Raw genomic sequence first — 15,931 nt, 5'->3', positions numbered from 1 at the left:
GCTGTGCGGGGCCTCCGCTTAGCATGCGGGCATGAGACTCCGTTTCCCCCGGCGGCGCGGGCCGCTGGCCGCCGCCGTGGCCGTCGGTGCCGTGCTCGCCGGGGCGGGCACCTGGACCGTGGCGTCGGCCACCGGTCCGGGTGATGCCGCCGTGCGCCGCGAGGACCGGACCCTGACGATGCCCGAGGCTCCGGCCGGCGGGGACACGGTGCGGATCGACACCTCGTTCTTCACCTCCGGCGGCACGGGCCGCAGGCCGGCGGTCCTGCTGGCGCACGGCTTCGGGGGCAGCAAGGAAGATATGCGCCGGCAGGCGGAGGGGCTGGCGCGCGACGGCTACGCGGTGTTGACGTGGTCCGCGCGCGGCTTCGGGCACTCCTCGGGCCGGATCGGTCTGAACGACCCCGACCGCGAGGTCGCCGATGTGAGCCGGCTGATCGACTGGCTGGCGGCGCGGCCGGAGGTGCGGCTCGACACGGCGGGCGATCCCAAGGTGGGCATCACCGGCGCCTCGTACGGCGGGGCGGTGTCGCTGCTCGCGGCCGGTCACGACAAGCGCGTCGACGCCATCGCCCCGCAGATCACGTACTGGAACCTCGCCGATTCGCTGTTCCCGGACGGTGTGTTCAAGAAGCTCTGGTCCGGGATCTTCTTCACCACCGGTTCGAGCGGCGGCGGGCTCGCCGGGGCCGGCGGGAAGAACGCCGCGGCCGCCGGGCCGCCCGCGCCGGGCGGCTGCGGCCGGTTCGAGAAGACGCTGTGCGCCATGTACGAGCGGGTGGCCGTCGCCGGGAAGCCGGACGACCCGGCGCGTGAGCTGCTGGAGCGCCGCAGCCCCTCGGCGGTCGCCGACCGGATCGAGGTGCCCACGCTCCTGGTCCAGGGGCAGAGCGACTCGCTGTTCCCGCTCGGCCAGTCCGACGCCGCCGCCCGGGCCATCGGCCGCAACGGCGCGCCCGTGGCCGTCGACTGGGTGGCGGGCGGTCACGACAGCGGTGGCATCGGTGAGGGGGACCGCGTCGAGCGGCGTACGCGCGCGTGGTTCGACCGCTACCTCAAGGACGACGAGAGCGTGGGCACGGGCCCGGTGTTCCGGGTGAGCCGGACCGGGGGCATCGACACCACCGACGGCAAGGCGCGGCTGCGCGGGGCGAGCGGTGACCGCTACCCGGGGCTGCGTGACGACACCCGGACGGTCGCCCTGGCCGGCCGCCCGCAGTCCTTCGGCAATCCGGCGGGCGCGGCTCCCCCGGCGATCTCGGCGGTGCCCGGGATGGGCGGCCTCGCGCAGCTGTCGGGGCTGGGCGTGGGCGTCTCGCTGGACTTCCCCGGCCAGTACGCGCGTTTCGACTCGGAGCGGCTCACCGAGGGCGTCCGGGTCACCGGCTCGCCCACCGTGAAGGTGAAGGTCGCCTCGGACAGCGGGGAGGCGGTCCTCTTCGCCAAGGTCTACGACGTCGGGCCGAACGGGCAGCAGGTGCTGCCCGGACAGCTGGTCGCCCCGGTCCGCGTCGCGGACGCCCGGGACGGCAGGACGGTCGAGGTGCGGCTGCCCGCCGTCGACCACACCTTCGAGTCGGGGCACCGGATGCGGCTCGTGCTGGCCGCCACCGACCTCGGCTACGCCTCGCCGGTCCAGCCCGCCACGTACACCGTCGCCCTGGCCGGCGACGGTCTGAGCGTGCCGACCGCGCCCGGGGTCCGTACCGCGTCGGCGGCGCTGCCCTGGTGGACGTGGGGGCTGCCGCTCGGCGGCGTGGTCGTCGCGGCGGCCGTGCTGCTGACCGGGCGCCGGCGTTCGGCCGTGCCCGCGCCCGATCCGGAGCTCGCCGATGTGCCGCTGGAGATCACGGACTTGAGCAAGCGGTACGCCAAGTCCGCCGACCGGTACGCCGTACGGGAGCTGTCGTTCCGTGTCGAGCGGGGCCAGGTGCTGGGGCTGCTCGGCCCGAACGGCGCGGGCAAGACGACCACGCTGCGCATGCTCATGGGCCTCATCCGCCCCGACGGCGGCGAGGTGCGGGTCTTCGGGCACGCGATCCGGCCCGGGGCGCCGGTACTCTCGCGCGTCGGCGCGTTCGTGGAGGGGGCGGGCTTCCTGCCGCATCTGTCCGGGCGGGCCAACCTCGACCTGTACTGGGCGGCGACCGGCCGGCCGGCCGGGGACGCGCACATCGAGGAGGCCCTGGAGATCGCCGGGCTCGACTCCGCGCTGGACCGGGCCGTACGCACGTACTCCCAGGGCATGCGGCAGCGGCTCGCGATCGCGCAGGCGATGCTGGGCCTGCCCGATCTGCTGATCCTGGACGAGCCGACCAACGGTCTGGATCCGCCGCAGATCCGGGAGATGCGCGAGGTGATGATCCGCTACGCGGCGGCCGGCCGGACCGTCATCGTCTCCAGCCACCTCCTGTCGGAGGTCGAACAGTCCTGTACGCACCTGGTGGTGATGGACCGCGGCCGGCTGGTGACCGCCGGGCCGGTCGCGGACATCGTCGGCTCGGGCGACACGCTGCTGGTGGGTGTGGCGGGCGAGCTGACGGAACCGGCCGTGGAGAAGGTCGCGGCGCTGCCCGGCATCGCCTCCGCCGTCGTCGGCGACGACGGGCTGCTGGTCCGGCTCGACGGCATGAGCGCGCCGGAGCTGCTGGTGGAGCTGGTCAGGCTGGAGGTCCCGGTGGCGCGCATGGGTCCGCACCGCCGCCTGGAGGACGCGTTCCTGACCCTGATCGGAGGCTCTGGATGAGCTCGGCCACGGAGATCGCGCCGCAGTCCGCGCCCGGCTACCGCGCGCGGCGCACCCTGCCGCTGCGGGTGGAGGCCATGCGGCAACTGCGGCGGCGCCGGACGCTGGTGGTCGGGGCGGTGCTCGCGGTGCTGCCGTTCGTGCTGATCGCGGCCTTCGCGATCGGCGGGCAGCCCAGCGGGCGGGACAACCGCATCACGCTGATGGACACCGCCACCGCCTCCGGGGCGAACTTCGCGGCGACGTGCCTGTTCGTCTCGGCGGGCTTCCTGCTGGTGGTGCCGGTGGCGCTGTTCTGCGGTGACACGGTGGCGTCCGAGGCGAGCTGGTCGTCACTGCGCTACCTGCTGGCGGCACCGGTGCCGCGGGCCCGGCTGCTGCTGAGCAAGCTGACGGTGGCGCTGGTGTTCAGCGCGGCCGCGATGGTGCTGCTGCCGCTGGTCGCACTGGCGGCGGGCACGGCCGCGTACGGGTGGGGACCGCTGCAGATCCCCACCGGCGGGGCGCTGCCGGCGGGCACGGCGGCGGGCCGGCTCGCGATCGCCGTCGCGTATGTGTTCCTGGGGCAGTTGGTGACGGCGGGGCTGGCGTTCTGGCTCTCGACGGTCACGGACGCGCCGCTGGGCGCGGTGGGGGGTGCGGTGGGGTTGACCATCGTGGGGAATGTGCTGGACGCGGTGACGGCGTTGGGGGGCTGGCGGGAGGTGCTGCCCGCGCATTGGCAGTACGCGTGGGCGGATGTGCTTCAGCCGCGGGTGGAGTGGGGCGGGATGGTCAAGGGGGTGGCGGTGTCGGTGGGTTTCGCGGTGGTGCTTTTCGCTTTCGCGTTCCGGCACTTCCGGGGCAAGGATGTGGTGTCGTAACCGGGGCTCCTCATGCGGTGCCGGCGCGTGGCCGGTGGACACGCACTGGTCGAGCTGCCGAAGCGCACCCCCGCACGGAACTTCGCACACCGCGGTTGCTATTCATACGTGCATGCATGTATAAAAAGCCCCGTGCGCAGAACCGCTGAAGAAGCCGCCCAGACCCGCGCGGCCCTGCTGACCGCCGCCCTCTTCCTCTTCGCCGAGCGCGGCGTCGCCTCGACGAAACTCGTCGACATCGCCCGGCGGGCGGGACTGACACGCGGGGCGGTCTACCACCACTTCGCCGACAAGGCCGACCTCCACGCGGCGGTCATCGCCGAGTCCTGGGAATCCGTCACCGCACCGGTGTGGGCCGCCCTGGACTCCGACGGCACGCTGGAAGAACGGTTGCGCGGCTTTCTCCTCACCTGGCTGCGGCAGTTGCGCGAGGACGAGCGGTTCCGGGCACTGCTGACCATGACGCTGGCGTCCCCCTCCCCCACGAGCCCTTCCGGCGCTCCCTCCGAAGGGTCCGCCGACGCCGAGGGCTGGCAGGCCAAGGCGTTCGGCCTGGCCGACTGGCAGGGGCGGCTCCAGCGGGCCCTGGACCGCGACCGGCCCCGCCGCGCGGCCGGCACCGACGGCGCCGCGGCCCACCTCCTGGCCTGGCTGTGCGGCACCGCACTGCTGGCCGCCACCGATCCGGACCTCCTCCCGCCGGCCGGCGTCGCCGGTGTCACCCCCGTACTCCGAGGTGTTCTGCCGTGAAATTATCCAACTCCCCCGATTCCCCAGGCGCTTCCTCCTCCTCTCCGTCGGCCTCTCCGACGACCCGCCCCGGCGCCGCCGTCGCCGTGACCGCGACCGCGCTGGGCGTCGACATGTTCCTCTACGGCAGCATCGTCCCCCTGCTGCCCCGGCTCCCCGCCGTCGACGGCTCCGCCATGACGGCGGGCGTGCTCTTCGCCGTGTACGCGGTGGCGCTGCTGGGCGCGACCCCGTTCATCGGCGCGTGGGTGGACCGGCGCGGCCCCCGTGCCCCGATGCTGGCGGGTCTGGTCGGACTCGCCGCCGCCACCGCCCTGTTCGCCGGTGCCATCAACACCGGCGGGGCGGCGGGCCTGAGCGCGCTGCTGATCGCCCGCGCCGCCCAGGGCGTCGCCGCGGCGGCGTCGTGGACGTCCGGGCTCGCGCTCATCGCCGCCACGCACGCCCCGGACCGCCGCGGGCGCTCGATGGGGCTGGCCCTGTCCGCCGTCGGCGTCGGCGTCCTCCTCGGCCCGGCGCTCAGCGGCCCGCTCGTCGACGCCTTCGGGCCGCGCGCCCCCTTCCTCCTCGTCGCGGTCCTCGCCGCGGGGGACGCCCTCGCCCGGATCCTCCTCGTGAAGCCGGTGGTCACCAGCGACGTGCGGCTGCCCTACCGGACGGTGCTCCGCGGCCCCGGTGCCGGAATGCTGATCGCACTGACCGCCATGGGCGCCGCCGCGATCGCGCTCCCCGAGCCCATCCTCCCGCTGCACCTGGACGAACTGGGCCTGGGGCGCACGGGGATCGGCCTGGCCTTCGCCGCCGCGGCCCTGGGCGGCAGCACCGCCGCACCTCTCGCGGGCGCCCTCGCCGACCGGGTCGGCGCGCCCCGGATGGCCGCCTCCGGCGCGCTGGTCACCGCGGTGGGATTCCTCCTCACGGGCCGGGACTCCACGGCCTTGTCCGTCGTCGGGCTGGTGGTGGTCGGCTTCGGCGCCCAGGTCGTCCTCGCCCCCACCCTGGTCCTGGTCGCCACCTTCGCCGAGCACACCCGCCCGGCCGCCTACGGGGCGGCGTACGCGCTGTACAACGTCGCCTACACCGGCGGACTCGCGCTGGCGCCCCTCGCCGCGGGAGCGATGACCAGTGCCATGAGCGTGGCCGCCGCCACCCTTCTCGCCGGCGGCGTGGCGGCCGTCCTCGCCCTGGTGCTGGCCACCCGCCGTCAGCCGGCCAAGGTCTCCACCCGGTCACCGCAGCCCACCCGGCCCGGCTGCTCCACCGACGCGTAGAAGCCGACGGCGTGCCCGAAGTCGCGGTGGACGGTGCGCAGCAGCCCGCGGTCGGCGGGCAGCCCCTGCTGGGGCAGCGAGATCATCACGCAGCGTGGGCAGGCCGCCTCCACCCGCAGGACGGCTCCGCCGACACGCAGCGCACGACCGAGCCAGTCGGGGTCGGCGGGGCCCTCCACCACGAGGTTGGGCCGGAACCTCCTGGTGTCGGCCGTGGTCCCCGCGGCCCCCGCCAGGGCGGCCAGGGCTCCGGTGGTGACCAGGTGGACGGGAAAGGCGTCGAAGTACGTGCCGGGAATGGTCTGGAACTCCGCGACCTCCGGTGGCAGCGCGGAGAGGTCGGGCACCTCGCCCAGGTCCGTCACACCGAAGAGGTCCTTGAGATACTGCTCGACGTCCTCGGGATAGGCGCGCAGGTAGTGCGTCCGCTCGCCGGCCGGCAACCGGGGCCACAGGCTGACCTTCCGCCCGAGGTGCCCGCTCAACGCGACGGCCGCCATGGCGTCGCCCGCGACGGCCTCGGCCCCTCCGGGCAGCGGCACCCCGACGGGCGGCGACGGCAGGCCGGCCTCCGGTTCCCGCGTGTAGCGCGGGTGGAGGTCCAGCAGCGCCGGCAGTTTGCGGGCGTCGGCGATGCACTGGCGCTCCTCGTCGCGCACCGCCCACCAGCGGTCGCCCAGCAGGCCGTCGGCCGTCACCGCGCAGCCGTCCAGCGCCTCGCCGGCCATGCTCTTGACGGGGTAGCGCCACATCTCGCGCACCGTCGGTTCCTTCACGTCCGTACCTCCCTCGGGGCGCCGGCGTACCACCGGGCCACGCTGTGGACCTCTTCGGGGGGGACACGGCCGACGGCGTCGGCGTAGTCGTCCGCCGTGGCGGGCGGGGCGCCCGCGATCTCGTGGCCGGCCAGCCGTTCGGTGACGCCGCGGGCGGTCTCCAGTGCCTGGTGGCCACGGATGACCAGCTGTTCCGCGGCGGAGTCGAGGAGCCGGCCGGGGACGTCGCCCGCCGCCAGCGTCTCCAGTACGGCGCGGGTGCGGCCGGCGACCTCCTCCAGCGCGCCCAGGTCGCAGCTCACGGCGCACATGCCGTAACCGCCCTCGGCGAACTCCCTGCTGAAGGCGGCGAGGGAGTACGTCAGGGCCCGCTCGCCGCGCAGGCTGCGGTCGAGAAGGCCGTCCCGGCCGCCGAGCACCGCCCACGTCACATGTACGGCGTACTTCCGGGCGGACGCCAGGCGCACGCCCGGTGTGCCCAGGAGGTGGTAGGCGCGGCCGGCGCCGGCCGGCAGGGACAGCGTCACCGGATGCTGGGCGGGCAGCGGCACGGCGGGCGGGCACGACCGGGGAGCCAGCGCGGCCAGGGCCGTGCGCAGCTCCTCCAGCACGGCCGGATCCGGGTGGGAGAGGGCCACCACCGGGGCCGCCGCGAGGAGTTCGCCGCCCGCCGACCGGCTGTCGGCGGGCGTGTGGGCCGCGCGTTCGTCGTGGCCGATGCCGTAGCGGTGCACCGGGCCGAACAGGGCTCGCCGCAGGCCGTCCGACCACCGTTCCCCGGCGGCCGGCCGGGGTGGTTCCTCCGGGCCGGCGGGCTCGCCGGGCAGCGCCGCGAACCAGTGGACGAGCCGTCCCAACGGACGGGGGTCGTCGCGCGGCACCTCGACGGTGACGCCGGCGAAGTCGGCTGTGGCGACGGGTTCGGCCCGTACGGCGGCCCCGTCCCGGCGGGCCATGAGGGCCAGCGCGCGGGCCCATCGGGCCGCGGCCGCCGGAGCGGCGAGCGCGGCGGCCCGGCCACCCGCGGCCAGGGGCACGGCGAGGGTGGCGGCGGCGACGGCGGTCCGCCCGGTGGGGTCCGCGGCCAGCAGCACCGCCCCGTTGGGCAGGGGTACCCGCACCGGGGTCATGCGCGCACCGCCACGGGCCGCGCGCCGGCGAGGTGGTGTGCCCAGTGGGCCACGGTGCGGGCCACCTCCCGCGGGCCGGTGGCCTCGACCTCTCCGGGCCAGCGCGCGGCGTGGCCGGCGCCCAGCCGCAGGGCCCGGTCCGCGAGGGATTCGACGGTGTCGGCGGTCCGCAGCTCCGGGATCAGCGCGTCGGTGCGCAGGAGGTGGGGGCCGTCCGGACCGAGCAACCGGGCGCGGACGTCGGACAGGGCGCGGCCGACGGCCTCGGCCGCGCCCCGCCGGTCACCGGCGGAGACCATGACCCAGGTGCAGGTGTGGCCGTGCAGCGCGAGGTGCTGGACGTCGATGCCGCTCACCGCGCGGACGGCGCGGCGGGCCAGCGCGAGGGAAGCGGCGGTCCCGGACCGTACGGTGCTCGCGAAGGCGATGCCGACGGCGCCCCGGACCTCGCCGGGACTGTCGACAGCGGCCGTACGGGCGGGTGGGGTCGGTGGGGCCGGGGGCCCCGGGCCGGGGTCCGGGGGCCGGGGGAACCGGGCGGCGGCCCGTTCGAGGGCGTCGGCGTCCCGCTCGGGGTGAGGTGTCGCCAGGAACAGGGTCGCGTCGCGGGGCCGGTACCAGGCGGCGTGGAGGCGGTGTACGAGGTCCGGGGCGCACCGGGCGAGGACGTGCTGGTCGCCCAGAGTGGTGTGGGCGTGCGGAGTGCCCTGCCACAGGGCGCCCAGCAGCGCTTCCTGAAGGCGCCAGCCCGGGTCCGCGGCGCGCTGGGCGCGCTCGGCGCCGATGGCGTCCATCTCTCCCGCCAGCTCCGCCGGACCCACCCGTAGCGGAGCGAAGGCCCGGGCCAGGACGGACGCGGCGGGTACGACGTCGTGGTGGCGGACGAGGGCCCGGTAGACGGTGTGTTCGCGTGAGGTGGCCGCGGTGACCAGGGCGCCCGCGCCGATCCGGCCCCGGCCCATGGGGCAGCGGACGACAAGGTGTTCCAGCGCGTGGGCCAGGCCGTGTTCCTCCGGCGACTCGTGGGCGCTGCCGACGGGTATGTGGAGCCGCAGGGCCGCCAGGGCGGAGCCCGGCCGGGCGAGGGCCACCAGGCGCAGCCCGCCGGGGAGGGTGCGGCGCAGCGGCTCGTTCAGGGCAGGCACGGCGGCTCCGGAACGGGCACGAGGGTCACCAGGGTCTGGGCGAGGAGCCGTTCCTTGTCGTCGACGGCGATGACGACCCAGTCGCCGGGGGTCAGCAGCGGGTTGTCGTCCAGCGGCATGTCGTGGGTGATGTCCGGCTCGTCGGGGGTGCACACCAGCTCGGTCTTGTGGACGGTGCCGACGGCTTCCCAGGCGACGGAGAGGTGCTGGGGGGCGTCGAGGCCGGTGAGGGAGAGGGAGAAGCGGGCCACCCGGCGGCCGTCGGCGTCATGGGTCTGCCGGAAGTCCGCGTCGCCGAGGGTGCGCGGGCAGACGTACTGGGCGGTGAAGGGGTAGGGGACGTGGCGGCCGGTCCGGTCGAATACGACGGCGTGGCTGGCGAGCAGGCGGTTCTCGCCGTCGTAGACGGAGGCGTGGCAGTAATCGCGGTCCTGGCCCTCGCCGAGGAGGACGAGGATCTCGGAGGTGCCGGTGGGCTCCTCGGGGGTGAGGGTCCGGCGGCGCTCGCGGGACTCGTCCCGGTCGACGAAGAAGAACTTGTGGACCACGGTGGCGGGACCGGTGAGGTGGGCGGCGGTGCTGGAGAAGGTGAGCTTCACTCCGCCGTCGACGGCCTGTGTCTCGATCGCGCAGTTCACCGGGTGCTCGGTGGGCGGCAACTGGCGGCTCGTCACATGCCGGGCGAAGGCCTCGGCGATGTCGGAGGTACGGGCGAAGTCGTCGTTGCGGACCACGCTCATGGCGGGGAGGGCGAGGAATGAGGGTGCCGGCACGGAGCACGTCCTTCACTGGGTGTCAGGGCAGGGGGTGCGGACAGGGGTTGTCCGGGGCCGAGGGAAAGCCGAGGGCGGCCGGGAGGGTGTGCAGGCGGCGGGAGCCCAGCAGGCGGCAGCTGTGATCACCGTTCAGGTGCTGGAGGCCGGGCACGAGGACGCGTACCACGTGCGTGCCGGTCCGCCGGACGTCCGGGGTCGTCAGGTCGGCGACGAGGACCCGGTGGCCGTTGTCGCGCAGCTCGGCCGCGATGCGGTCCAGCGGGTCGTCGTCCTCGGGCGGGGCGGGGCGTTCGGGGCGGGTGCCGCCGGCGTATCCGGCGGGGCCGACGAGATAGCCGGCCCGCTCGCGCAGGGCCGGGTACTTCGAGTAGAGGATGGCGTGTTTGTTGAAGTCGTCCACGTCGGAGAAGTCCTCGGCGACCTCCCAGCCCTCGTGCAGGCGCAGCAGCCGGCGCACATAGGTCAGGCCCTGGGCGGCCTCCAGGAACGCCTTCTCGGCGGCCGCCACCGGGGACCAGCGGCACGCGCTGCCGAAGGACATGATCTGTTCGGTGCCGCTGTGGTGCTCCATCACGGCGACCACGGTGGGCGGCGTCAGGTCGAGCGACAGGTCGTGGAAGCGGACACGCCAGTTCTTGGCCCGCTCGACGAGGTAGGAGACGCGGGAGGACGCCTCGACCGTCCCGGCGGGCAGGGGGCGGGGCGGCAGCCGGTGCAGCCAGGAGATGGCCAGGGCATCGCGCTCGATGATCTCGTACAGGCCGCTGAGCACCGCCTGGCGGAAGGTGGGCCCGGCGGCGAGGCCGGTGGAGATCGAGGGGCCGATGGCCGCCTCGCCCCGGGCCCGCCGGTAGTGCATGTACACCTGGGAGGCGGGGGCCAGGACGCGCCGGCCGGTCAGCCAGTCCGTGGTGGGTGTCCAGCGGACGGGGGTGGCGGCCTCGAACGGCGCGAAGGGGAAGCCGGGCCGGGCGTACTGCTCGGCGGAGAAGCGGCCGAACTCCCCCGGGTGGACGGCGGTTTCCTCCAGCGCGTCCCAGGGTGCCAGGCGCAGGTCCGCTCCCCGGTAGATGCCGGCGGCGTAGCGTTCGAGGGACTCGCCGATGGTCGCGGCGACGGCGTCGGACTTGGTGAAGCCGGCCCCGCCGTTGCGCGTGACCTGCATCGGTGGCCTGATCAGGGACAGGTCGGCGGAGGTACTGCCGCTGAGGTAGACGGCGGGCCCGCTCTCGGCACGGCGGACGTTGGTGGCGTGGACGATGCCGACGCGGTCGTCCTCCGCGGCCGCCAGCCCGGCGGGGGCGGCGGGCTCCGCTCCGGGGCCCGGGGCGTGGCCGGCGCAGACCGCGCAGGTGGGGACGGCGAACAGGTGGCGGCCGCGCTCATCGGCGCCGGCGTTCTCGGTCCACAGCAGCTCGTCGGGGTCGTCGGCTTCCGGGTGGGTCAGCCAGGCGGCCGCGCGGCGGCCGGCGGCGGCGGCGAGCCGTGCGGCGTCCCAGGGCGCCACCTCGTGCTGGAGGGGGCGCCCACCGGTGCGGGTGAGCAGGTCCATGTAGGCCGTCCAGGTCGCCCCGTGCACCGAATTGGAGCAGACCCGCACCCGGAGGCAGGCGTAGCAGGCACCGGCCCGACGGGGGGACCACAGGGGGCCGACGAACGTGACGTCCTCGCGGGCGGCACCGTAGACGAGGTGGGCCTGTCCCCGCTCGACGCAGGCGCGGCTCATGGCGGCGGTCCGCGGGTCGAAGAGGGAGGCGGCGGCGAGGACGACGAGGGCGGCGGGTTCCTCCCGCGGCGTGCCGGGACCGGTGCCGTCCGCGAACGTCTCACCGAGGTGGCGGGCGGTGAGGAGCGGCGTGGAATCGGCGATGGCGAGGAGGTGCCGGGTGAGGTGCGTGGGGCCGTACACCGCCAGCCGGTGCACGGTGTCGTCCGCCGGGACCGGCGGCCGCGGCGGTCCGCTCGGGTCGCCGAGGGCCGGCAGCCGGCGCAACTCGGGGGCGGAGTCGGGGAGTCCGGCCAGGCGGGTCAGACCCTTGCCGCGCACGCGGCGGACGCCGTCGGTGGTCTCCACGAAGCCGTTCTCGTCGTCGAGCGCGTGGAAGCGGGTGGGGGCGGCGGTGTCGGTGCCTGTCATCCGGTCTTCGTCTCCTTGCCGCGGGTGCCGAGCAGCGTCAGGTACAGCACGGCGTCGTCGATGCCGTCCACGCCGACGAACGCGTTGAAGTAGTCGTCGATGAAGGCGATCATCGGGTGGGCCACGAGGCCGAGCGCGGTCGCCGTGGTCACGACGTTCTGCGCGAGGTGGCCGCAGTCGAGCAGGACGGTGCGGTACCCGCGTTCGCGGTACTTCCACTGGTTGCGGCGGAAGGAGCCGACGTAGATCACCAGGGCGGCGGCGTCGGTGACGCGGCCCTGGTAGCCGGTGTACACGGCGACGTCGGCGAGGGTGCGGGAGGCGTCGGCCAGTTGGAGGACCTGCTTGCCGGGGTGGTGGTAGTACAGGCCGCGCTCGACGCCGGTGACGTTGTCGGCCAGGACGAACATGTCGCAGGAGTAGAGCCCGCCGGCGGACGGTGTGGCCCGCAGGGGCAGCCGGAGGCCGTCGCCGGCCGCGCCGCTGCCGGTGATGCCGGAGGTGAGTCCGAGCAGGTGGGCGAGCACGTCCCGGTCGAGGGGGGCGCCGCTCATGGGCGCCCAGGAACGGCGGCGGCGCACGCAGGCGTCCAGGGGCAGCAGTGGGGGCTCGCCCGTCGGCCGGAGCGGGTATTCGCGGCGGGTGTGGCGGAAGTCGCGGTAGGCCCGGCCCAGCAGGCGGCGGGCCGGCGGGCCCATCCGGCCGAGGTCGACCACCGGCAGGGTGCCGTAGGCCGTGCGCATCTTGGAGTTCTCGTGGAAGGCGCGGCTGACGCCGACCTGCTCGCGGCCGTAGGCCAGGGACAGTTGCACGGGTGCGCGCAGGCCGGCCGGCGGGAGGCCGTCGGGCCCGTCGCCGGGGTCCGGGGCGGCGGGCGTGAGCCGGCAGCCCGCCACGAAGCCGGGGGCGTCCGGTGTGTCCGGGCTGAGCAGGGTCGTACTGGCGCGGAACCCGGCCTCGCGCAGCCGGTCGCGGAGTGCGGCGGGCTCGTCCATAGGTGGCCCGTCCGGGAGGTCGGTGTACGCGGTGCCGCCGGACTCCTCGATGGCGCCGGTCATCTCCTGCGGACCGTCCGTGGGGGCCGCCTCCCGGGGGCCCTCACCGGCACCGGAGTCGAGGGAGTCGATCACGAAGGCCCGCAGGACCGCGTGCGCGGCCCGCTCGGCGGCGCGGCGTTCCCAGAGGTCGCAGACGGTCGCGGACCAGGGGTGGCCCCCGCGGTCCAGGCGGAGGACGGCGGTGACCGCGGGGACACCGGCGACCTCGCCCGTCCGGTAGCAGTCGAGCCGGCCGGCGACCTCGCGCAGGACGTCGAAGGGGAGGCCGGTCAGGCGCGGGGCGCGGGCCGGGACCCGGTGGCGGCGGGCGAGTTCGGCGTACACGGCGCGGCACACGGCCTGCTCGTGGGTGGCGGCGGCGCCGATGGCGGGGGCGGCACGGCCGGGGGCGGCGCGCCCCGCGCGGTGGGCCGCGGCCTGTTCGGCCAGCCGCCACAGCACGGCGGGGCGGTCGGCGGCCACGGCGACGTCCAGGACGGGGATGGGGGTGGCGCGCAGGTCCAGGTCCTCCCGGGCGTGTGCGGAGGGCACCAGCGCCGCCGCGTGGGCCCGGACGAAGAGCGGCAGGGGCAGCGACCTGACCGCGTACCCCTGTTCGGTCACGCAGCGCAGTGGATCCGCCATGGTCAGACCTCCACCCATGCCTGGGCGGTGGGTGCGTGTGCGGAGCAGACGGCGCAGTAGGGGTCGCGCCAGAGCTGGGTGGAGGTCTGCTCACAGCGGGTGGTGTCGATGGTGGTGACCCGGCCCCAGGGGTGTTCCCCGCCGATCGGGAGGAAGGCCCGCAGGACCTGATGGCCGATCAGGCCGGTGATCCAGTGCAGGGCGGCGGGCTGGGTCGTGGACCAGCTCGCCGGGCAGCTGCGTTCGCCCTCGGCGGCGCCGTCGGGCCCGCAGCAGTGCAGGCAGGCCGTCTCGCCCGGGAGGGTCCAGGGACCGAGCCGCACCTCGTGCGGACCGGTGCGGACGGGCAGCAGGGGCCGGCCGAGGGCGCACAGGCGCCGGTTGGCCTCGTCGAGGGTTTCCTGGCGGGTGGCGGAGACCACGGTGAGGGCGGGGGTGTCCCCGGGCCGTGCGACGACCAGGCCCTGCTGTTCGAGGGCGGAGGCGAGGGCTCCGGTCAGCGGGGTGTCGCCGGTGAGCTCGATGCTCTTCGCCTTCACCGCGGCGTAGGCGGAGTCCGGCGTGGGGATGCGGCGGGCGAGGAAGGAGTACAGCGCGCGGTCGGCCGGTGTGCGGATCTCGCTGTTCTTCTCGGGGCGGAACAGGACTCCGATCTCCGTCAGCTGGGCGGCGAAGGGCAGCAGACGGGTGAGCTCCTGTTCCGAGAGCTGCTCCCGCAGCGGGAGGCTGCGGGTGAGCCGGGGCACCAGGTGCGTGACCACGTCACGCAGTGCCGCCCCGTGCTCGCCGGGTAACTTCAGTACGTAGCGGCGCGGCCCGGCCAGGACCTCGAACCGGTCGTCCCCCAGGGCGGTCAGGGCCACGTCGGTGGCCCCGACGGTGATGGTCTGTGCGACGTCTGTGGTGTTCACGTCGTCAAGGTACGGCGCGTGCATGGGCCTCTCCGATACCGTTTTCCCGTAGTACGGAACTACGGTTTTCAGGGACGTGGGCTGCTTCCGCTCCCTAGTCCACCGTCGCGGCGTGGCCGCGCAGATGGGCGGCCAGGGTCTCGGTGGCGGCGGTGCGGGCGGGCGGGTGGAAGGCCAGGCAGCGGGTGCACCCCTGCAGGTAGGCGGCCTCGGGGTCGGCGAGGAAGGCGCCACCGCCCAGGGCCTCGGCGGCGGTGGCCGCGACCTCGACGACCGTCTCCTGGGTGTGGAAGCGCGCCAGCAGGGCCGGGCCGAGGAGGTCGCCCGGGGAGTCCGCGGCCCCGGGGGCGTCGGCGCGGGCGGCGACGCCTTCCAGCGCGTAGGTGGCGCTCTCCAGCGCCACCGCCATGTCGGCGAGCGGCCCGGGGGCGGCGCGGCGAGCAGCCAGGACGCGTTCGACGAGTGCGGCCGCCATGCCCGCGTAGGAGGCGGCGATGAGGAGTTCGAAGCGGACGAGCGACTGGCGCAGGGCGTCGGTGGTGGCGCCGGCGGGGCCGATGTCGGAGACCAGCCGCTGGGGGACGAAGACGTCGTCCAGGACGAGCTCGTCGCTCTCGGCCCCGGCGAGGAGGTGGCTGGGCCAGAAGGGGCGGTGGCTCAGGCCCGGGGAGCCGGCCGGGATCACGGCGATGGCGGACCGGTCGCCGTCGGGGTGCTCGACGCGCAGGGTGGCGAAGAGCAGGTCCATGGAGCGGCTGAGACTGCAGGGCTTCTTGCTGCCGGAGACGAGGACACCGCCGTCCGTGGCGCGGGCGGTCATGTCCGGGCGCAGGATGCCCGATCCCGGCCTGCCCTCGGCGGCGCCGGAGGCGACCAGGAGGGCGTTGCGGGCGACCGCCTCGGCGAGCAGCCACTCCATGCCGGCCTCCTGGCGGTCCCAGACGGTGAGGCTGGCGACGGAGAAGTGGTGCATCGTGGTGGCCACGGCCAGGGAGGGGGCCCGGCTGGCGATGGCACGCTGGATGCGGACGCCTTCCGCGAGTCCGACACCGAGGCCGTGGTACTCGGCGGGGATGAAGAGAGCGGGTGCGCCGGACTGCCGGAACCAGTCGACGGCCGGGGAGCCGGGCCGTTCGAGGGTGTCCAGCGAGGTCCCGGCGAGCCGTGCGTCGAGGCCCGGCAGCCGGTCCTCCAGAAGCCGGCGGTCCTCGGCGAGGAATCCCGCGTCGGTCATCGCCGCGCCCTGTCGGCGACGGCGCCGCTCTGCTCGTCGGACTCCTCGTCGATGTCGATGTCACCGACGAGGGCCCGGAGGATGACGGCGATGTAGTCGCTCAGCGTCCGGGCGGCGATGGGCTCGATGACGTCGGCGAGGGTCGGGATGCCCATGTCGAAGTCGCAGGCGAATTCGACACGGCAGTCGGTTCCCGCGCCGTGGGGTACGTCGTGGAGCTGCCAGTGGCCGGTGAGGTGGTCGAGGTCGCCCTCCTTGAGGGTGAAGTCCACGCGGTGCCGCGCGGCGTCGAAGCGGTCCTCCTCGGTCCACTTGAGGATTCCCCGGCGGAACCTGACCTCCCACGAGCATCCGGTCCGGCCGTCGCCGAGGTCCTCGACGCGCACGTCGAGGACCGCGTCGGTCAGTTCGGGGTAACGGCCGAAGTCGCAGATGACGGGGTAGAGCTCGGCGGCGTTCCGGCCCCTGGCCGTTCCTGCCGTTCGCACATGGCGCATGGGTGTCTCCTGA

Annotated in this window: 13 protein-coding genes; 4 read left to right on the top strand and 9 right to left on the bottom strand. The window is 75.1% G+C overall.

Features of this window, described 5'->3' with window-relative positions; translation table 11 throughout:
- Nucleotides 1-31 precede the first annotated feature (31 nt).
- The 4 genes from ACZ303_RS21240 (at nucleotide 32) to ACZ303_RS21225 (ending at nucleotide 5,630) form a co-directional block, all read left to right on the top strand.
- Nucleotides 32-2,746 (top strand): alpha/beta fold hydrolase, encoded by a 2,715-nt coding sequence (locus ACZ303_RS21240; protein WP_467341197.1) that lies wholly within the window; start codon nucleotides 32-34, stop codon nucleotides 2,744-2,746.
- On the top strand, nucleotides 2,743-3,609 hold the full coding sequence (locus ACZ303_RS21235) for an ABC transporter permease (protein ID WP_467341195.1): 867 nt from the start codon (nucleotides 2,743-2,745) through the stop codon (nucleotides 3,607-3,609). Before ACZ303_RS21240 ends, ACZ303_RS21235 begins: the two co-directional genes overlap by 4 nt.
- A gap of 132 nt (nucleotides 3,610-3,741) precedes the next feature.
- Entirely contained in the window at nucleotides 3,742-4,359 is a 618-nt protein-coding gene (locus ACZ303_RS21230; RefSeq protein WP_467341193.1) for a TetR family transcriptional regulator, read from the top strand.
- On the top strand, nucleotides 4,356-5,630 hold the full coding sequence (locus ACZ303_RS21225) for an MFS transporter (RefSeq protein ID WP_467341191.1): 1,275 nt from the start codon (nucleotides 4,356-4,358) through the stop codon (nucleotides 5,628-5,630). Before ACZ303_RS21230 ends, ACZ303_RS21225 begins: the two co-directional genes overlap by 4 nt.
- On the opposite strand, the gene ACZ303_RS21220 is transcribed toward ACZ303_RS21225, so the two are convergent.
- The 9 genes from ACZ303_RS21220 to ACZ303_RS21180 form a co-directional block, all read right to left on the bottom strand.
- Nucleotides 5,564-6,406 (bottom strand): MOSC domain-containing protein, encoded by an 843-nt coding sequence (locus ACZ303_RS21220; protein WP_467341189.1) that lies wholly within the window; start codon nucleotides 6,404-6,406, stop codon nucleotides 5,564-5,566. The two genes, ACZ303_RS21225 and ACZ303_RS21220, sit on opposite strands and share 67 nt — an antisense overlap.
- Nucleotides 6,403-7,536 carry an insulinase family protein gene (locus ACZ303_RS21215; protein WP_467341187.1) on the bottom strand — a complete coding sequence of 378 codons (1,134 nt, stop codon included), beginning with the start codon at nucleotides 7,534-7,536 and terminating at the stop codon, nucleotides 6,403-6,405. The genes ACZ303_RS21220 and ACZ303_RS21215 overlap by 4 nt, the downstream gene beginning before the upstream one ends.
- Complete coding sequence (locus ACZ303_RS21210) at nucleotides 7,533-8,681, bottom strand: insulinase family protein (RefSeq protein WP_467341185.1); 1,149 nt, start codon at nucleotides 8,679-8,681, stop codon at nucleotides 7,533-7,535. The genes ACZ303_RS21215 and ACZ303_RS21210 overlap by 4 nt, the downstream gene beginning before the upstream one ends.
- The gene (locus ACZ303_RS21205; protein WP_467341183.1) at nucleotides 8,669-9,454 is read right to left on the bottom strand and encodes a DUF5944 family protein; all 786 of its coding nucleotides are present in this window, start codon (nucleotides 9,452-9,454) and stop codon (nucleotides 8,669-8,671) included. The genes ACZ303_RS21210 and ACZ303_RS21205 overlap by 13 nt, the downstream gene beginning before the upstream one ends.
- Nucleotides 9,455-9,476: 22 nt before the next feature.
- A complete protein-coding gene (locus ACZ303_RS21200; RefSeq protein WP_467341181.1) occupies nucleotides 9,477-11,594 on the bottom strand; it encodes a YcaO-like family protein in 2,118 nt (705 codons plus the stop codon).
- Nucleotides 11,591-13,276: a SagB/ThcOx family dehydrogenase gene (locus tag ACZ303_RS21195; RefSeq protein WP_467341179.1), complete on the bottom strand. Its 1,686-nt coding sequence runs from the start codon at nucleotides 13,274-13,276 to the stop codon at nucleotides 11,591-11,593. The genes ACZ303_RS21200 and ACZ303_RS21195 overlap by 4 nt, the downstream gene beginning before the upstream one ends.
- 2 nt (nucleotides 13,277-13,278) lie before the next feature.
- A complete protein-coding gene (locus ACZ303_RS21190) occupies nucleotides 13,279-14,187 on the bottom strand; it encodes a hypothetical protein (RefSeq protein ID WP_467341177.1) in 909 nt (302 codons plus the stop codon).
- A gap of 94 nt (nucleotides 14,188-14,281) precedes the next feature.
- Nucleotides 14,282-15,421: an acyl-CoA dehydrogenase gene (locus tag ACZ303_RS21185; protein ID WP_467341175.1), complete on the bottom strand. Its 1,140-nt coding sequence runs from the start codon at nucleotides 15,419-15,421 to the stop codon at nucleotides 14,282-14,284.
- Nucleotides 15,418-15,918, bottom strand: a complete 501-nt coding sequence (locus ACZ303_RS21180; RefSeq protein WP_467341173.1) for a type II toxin-antitoxin system RatA family toxin — start codon at nucleotides 15,916-15,918, stop codon at nucleotides 15,418-15,420. Before ACZ303_RS21180 ends, ACZ303_RS21185 begins: the two co-directional genes overlap by 4 nt.
- Between the last annotated feature and the right edge of the window lie 13 nt (nucleotides 15,919-15,931).

It is taken from the genome of Streptomyces sp. NPDC023527 (genome assembly GCF_055560115.1).
This window is presented reverse-complemented; position numbering and strand designations above follow the sequence as displayed.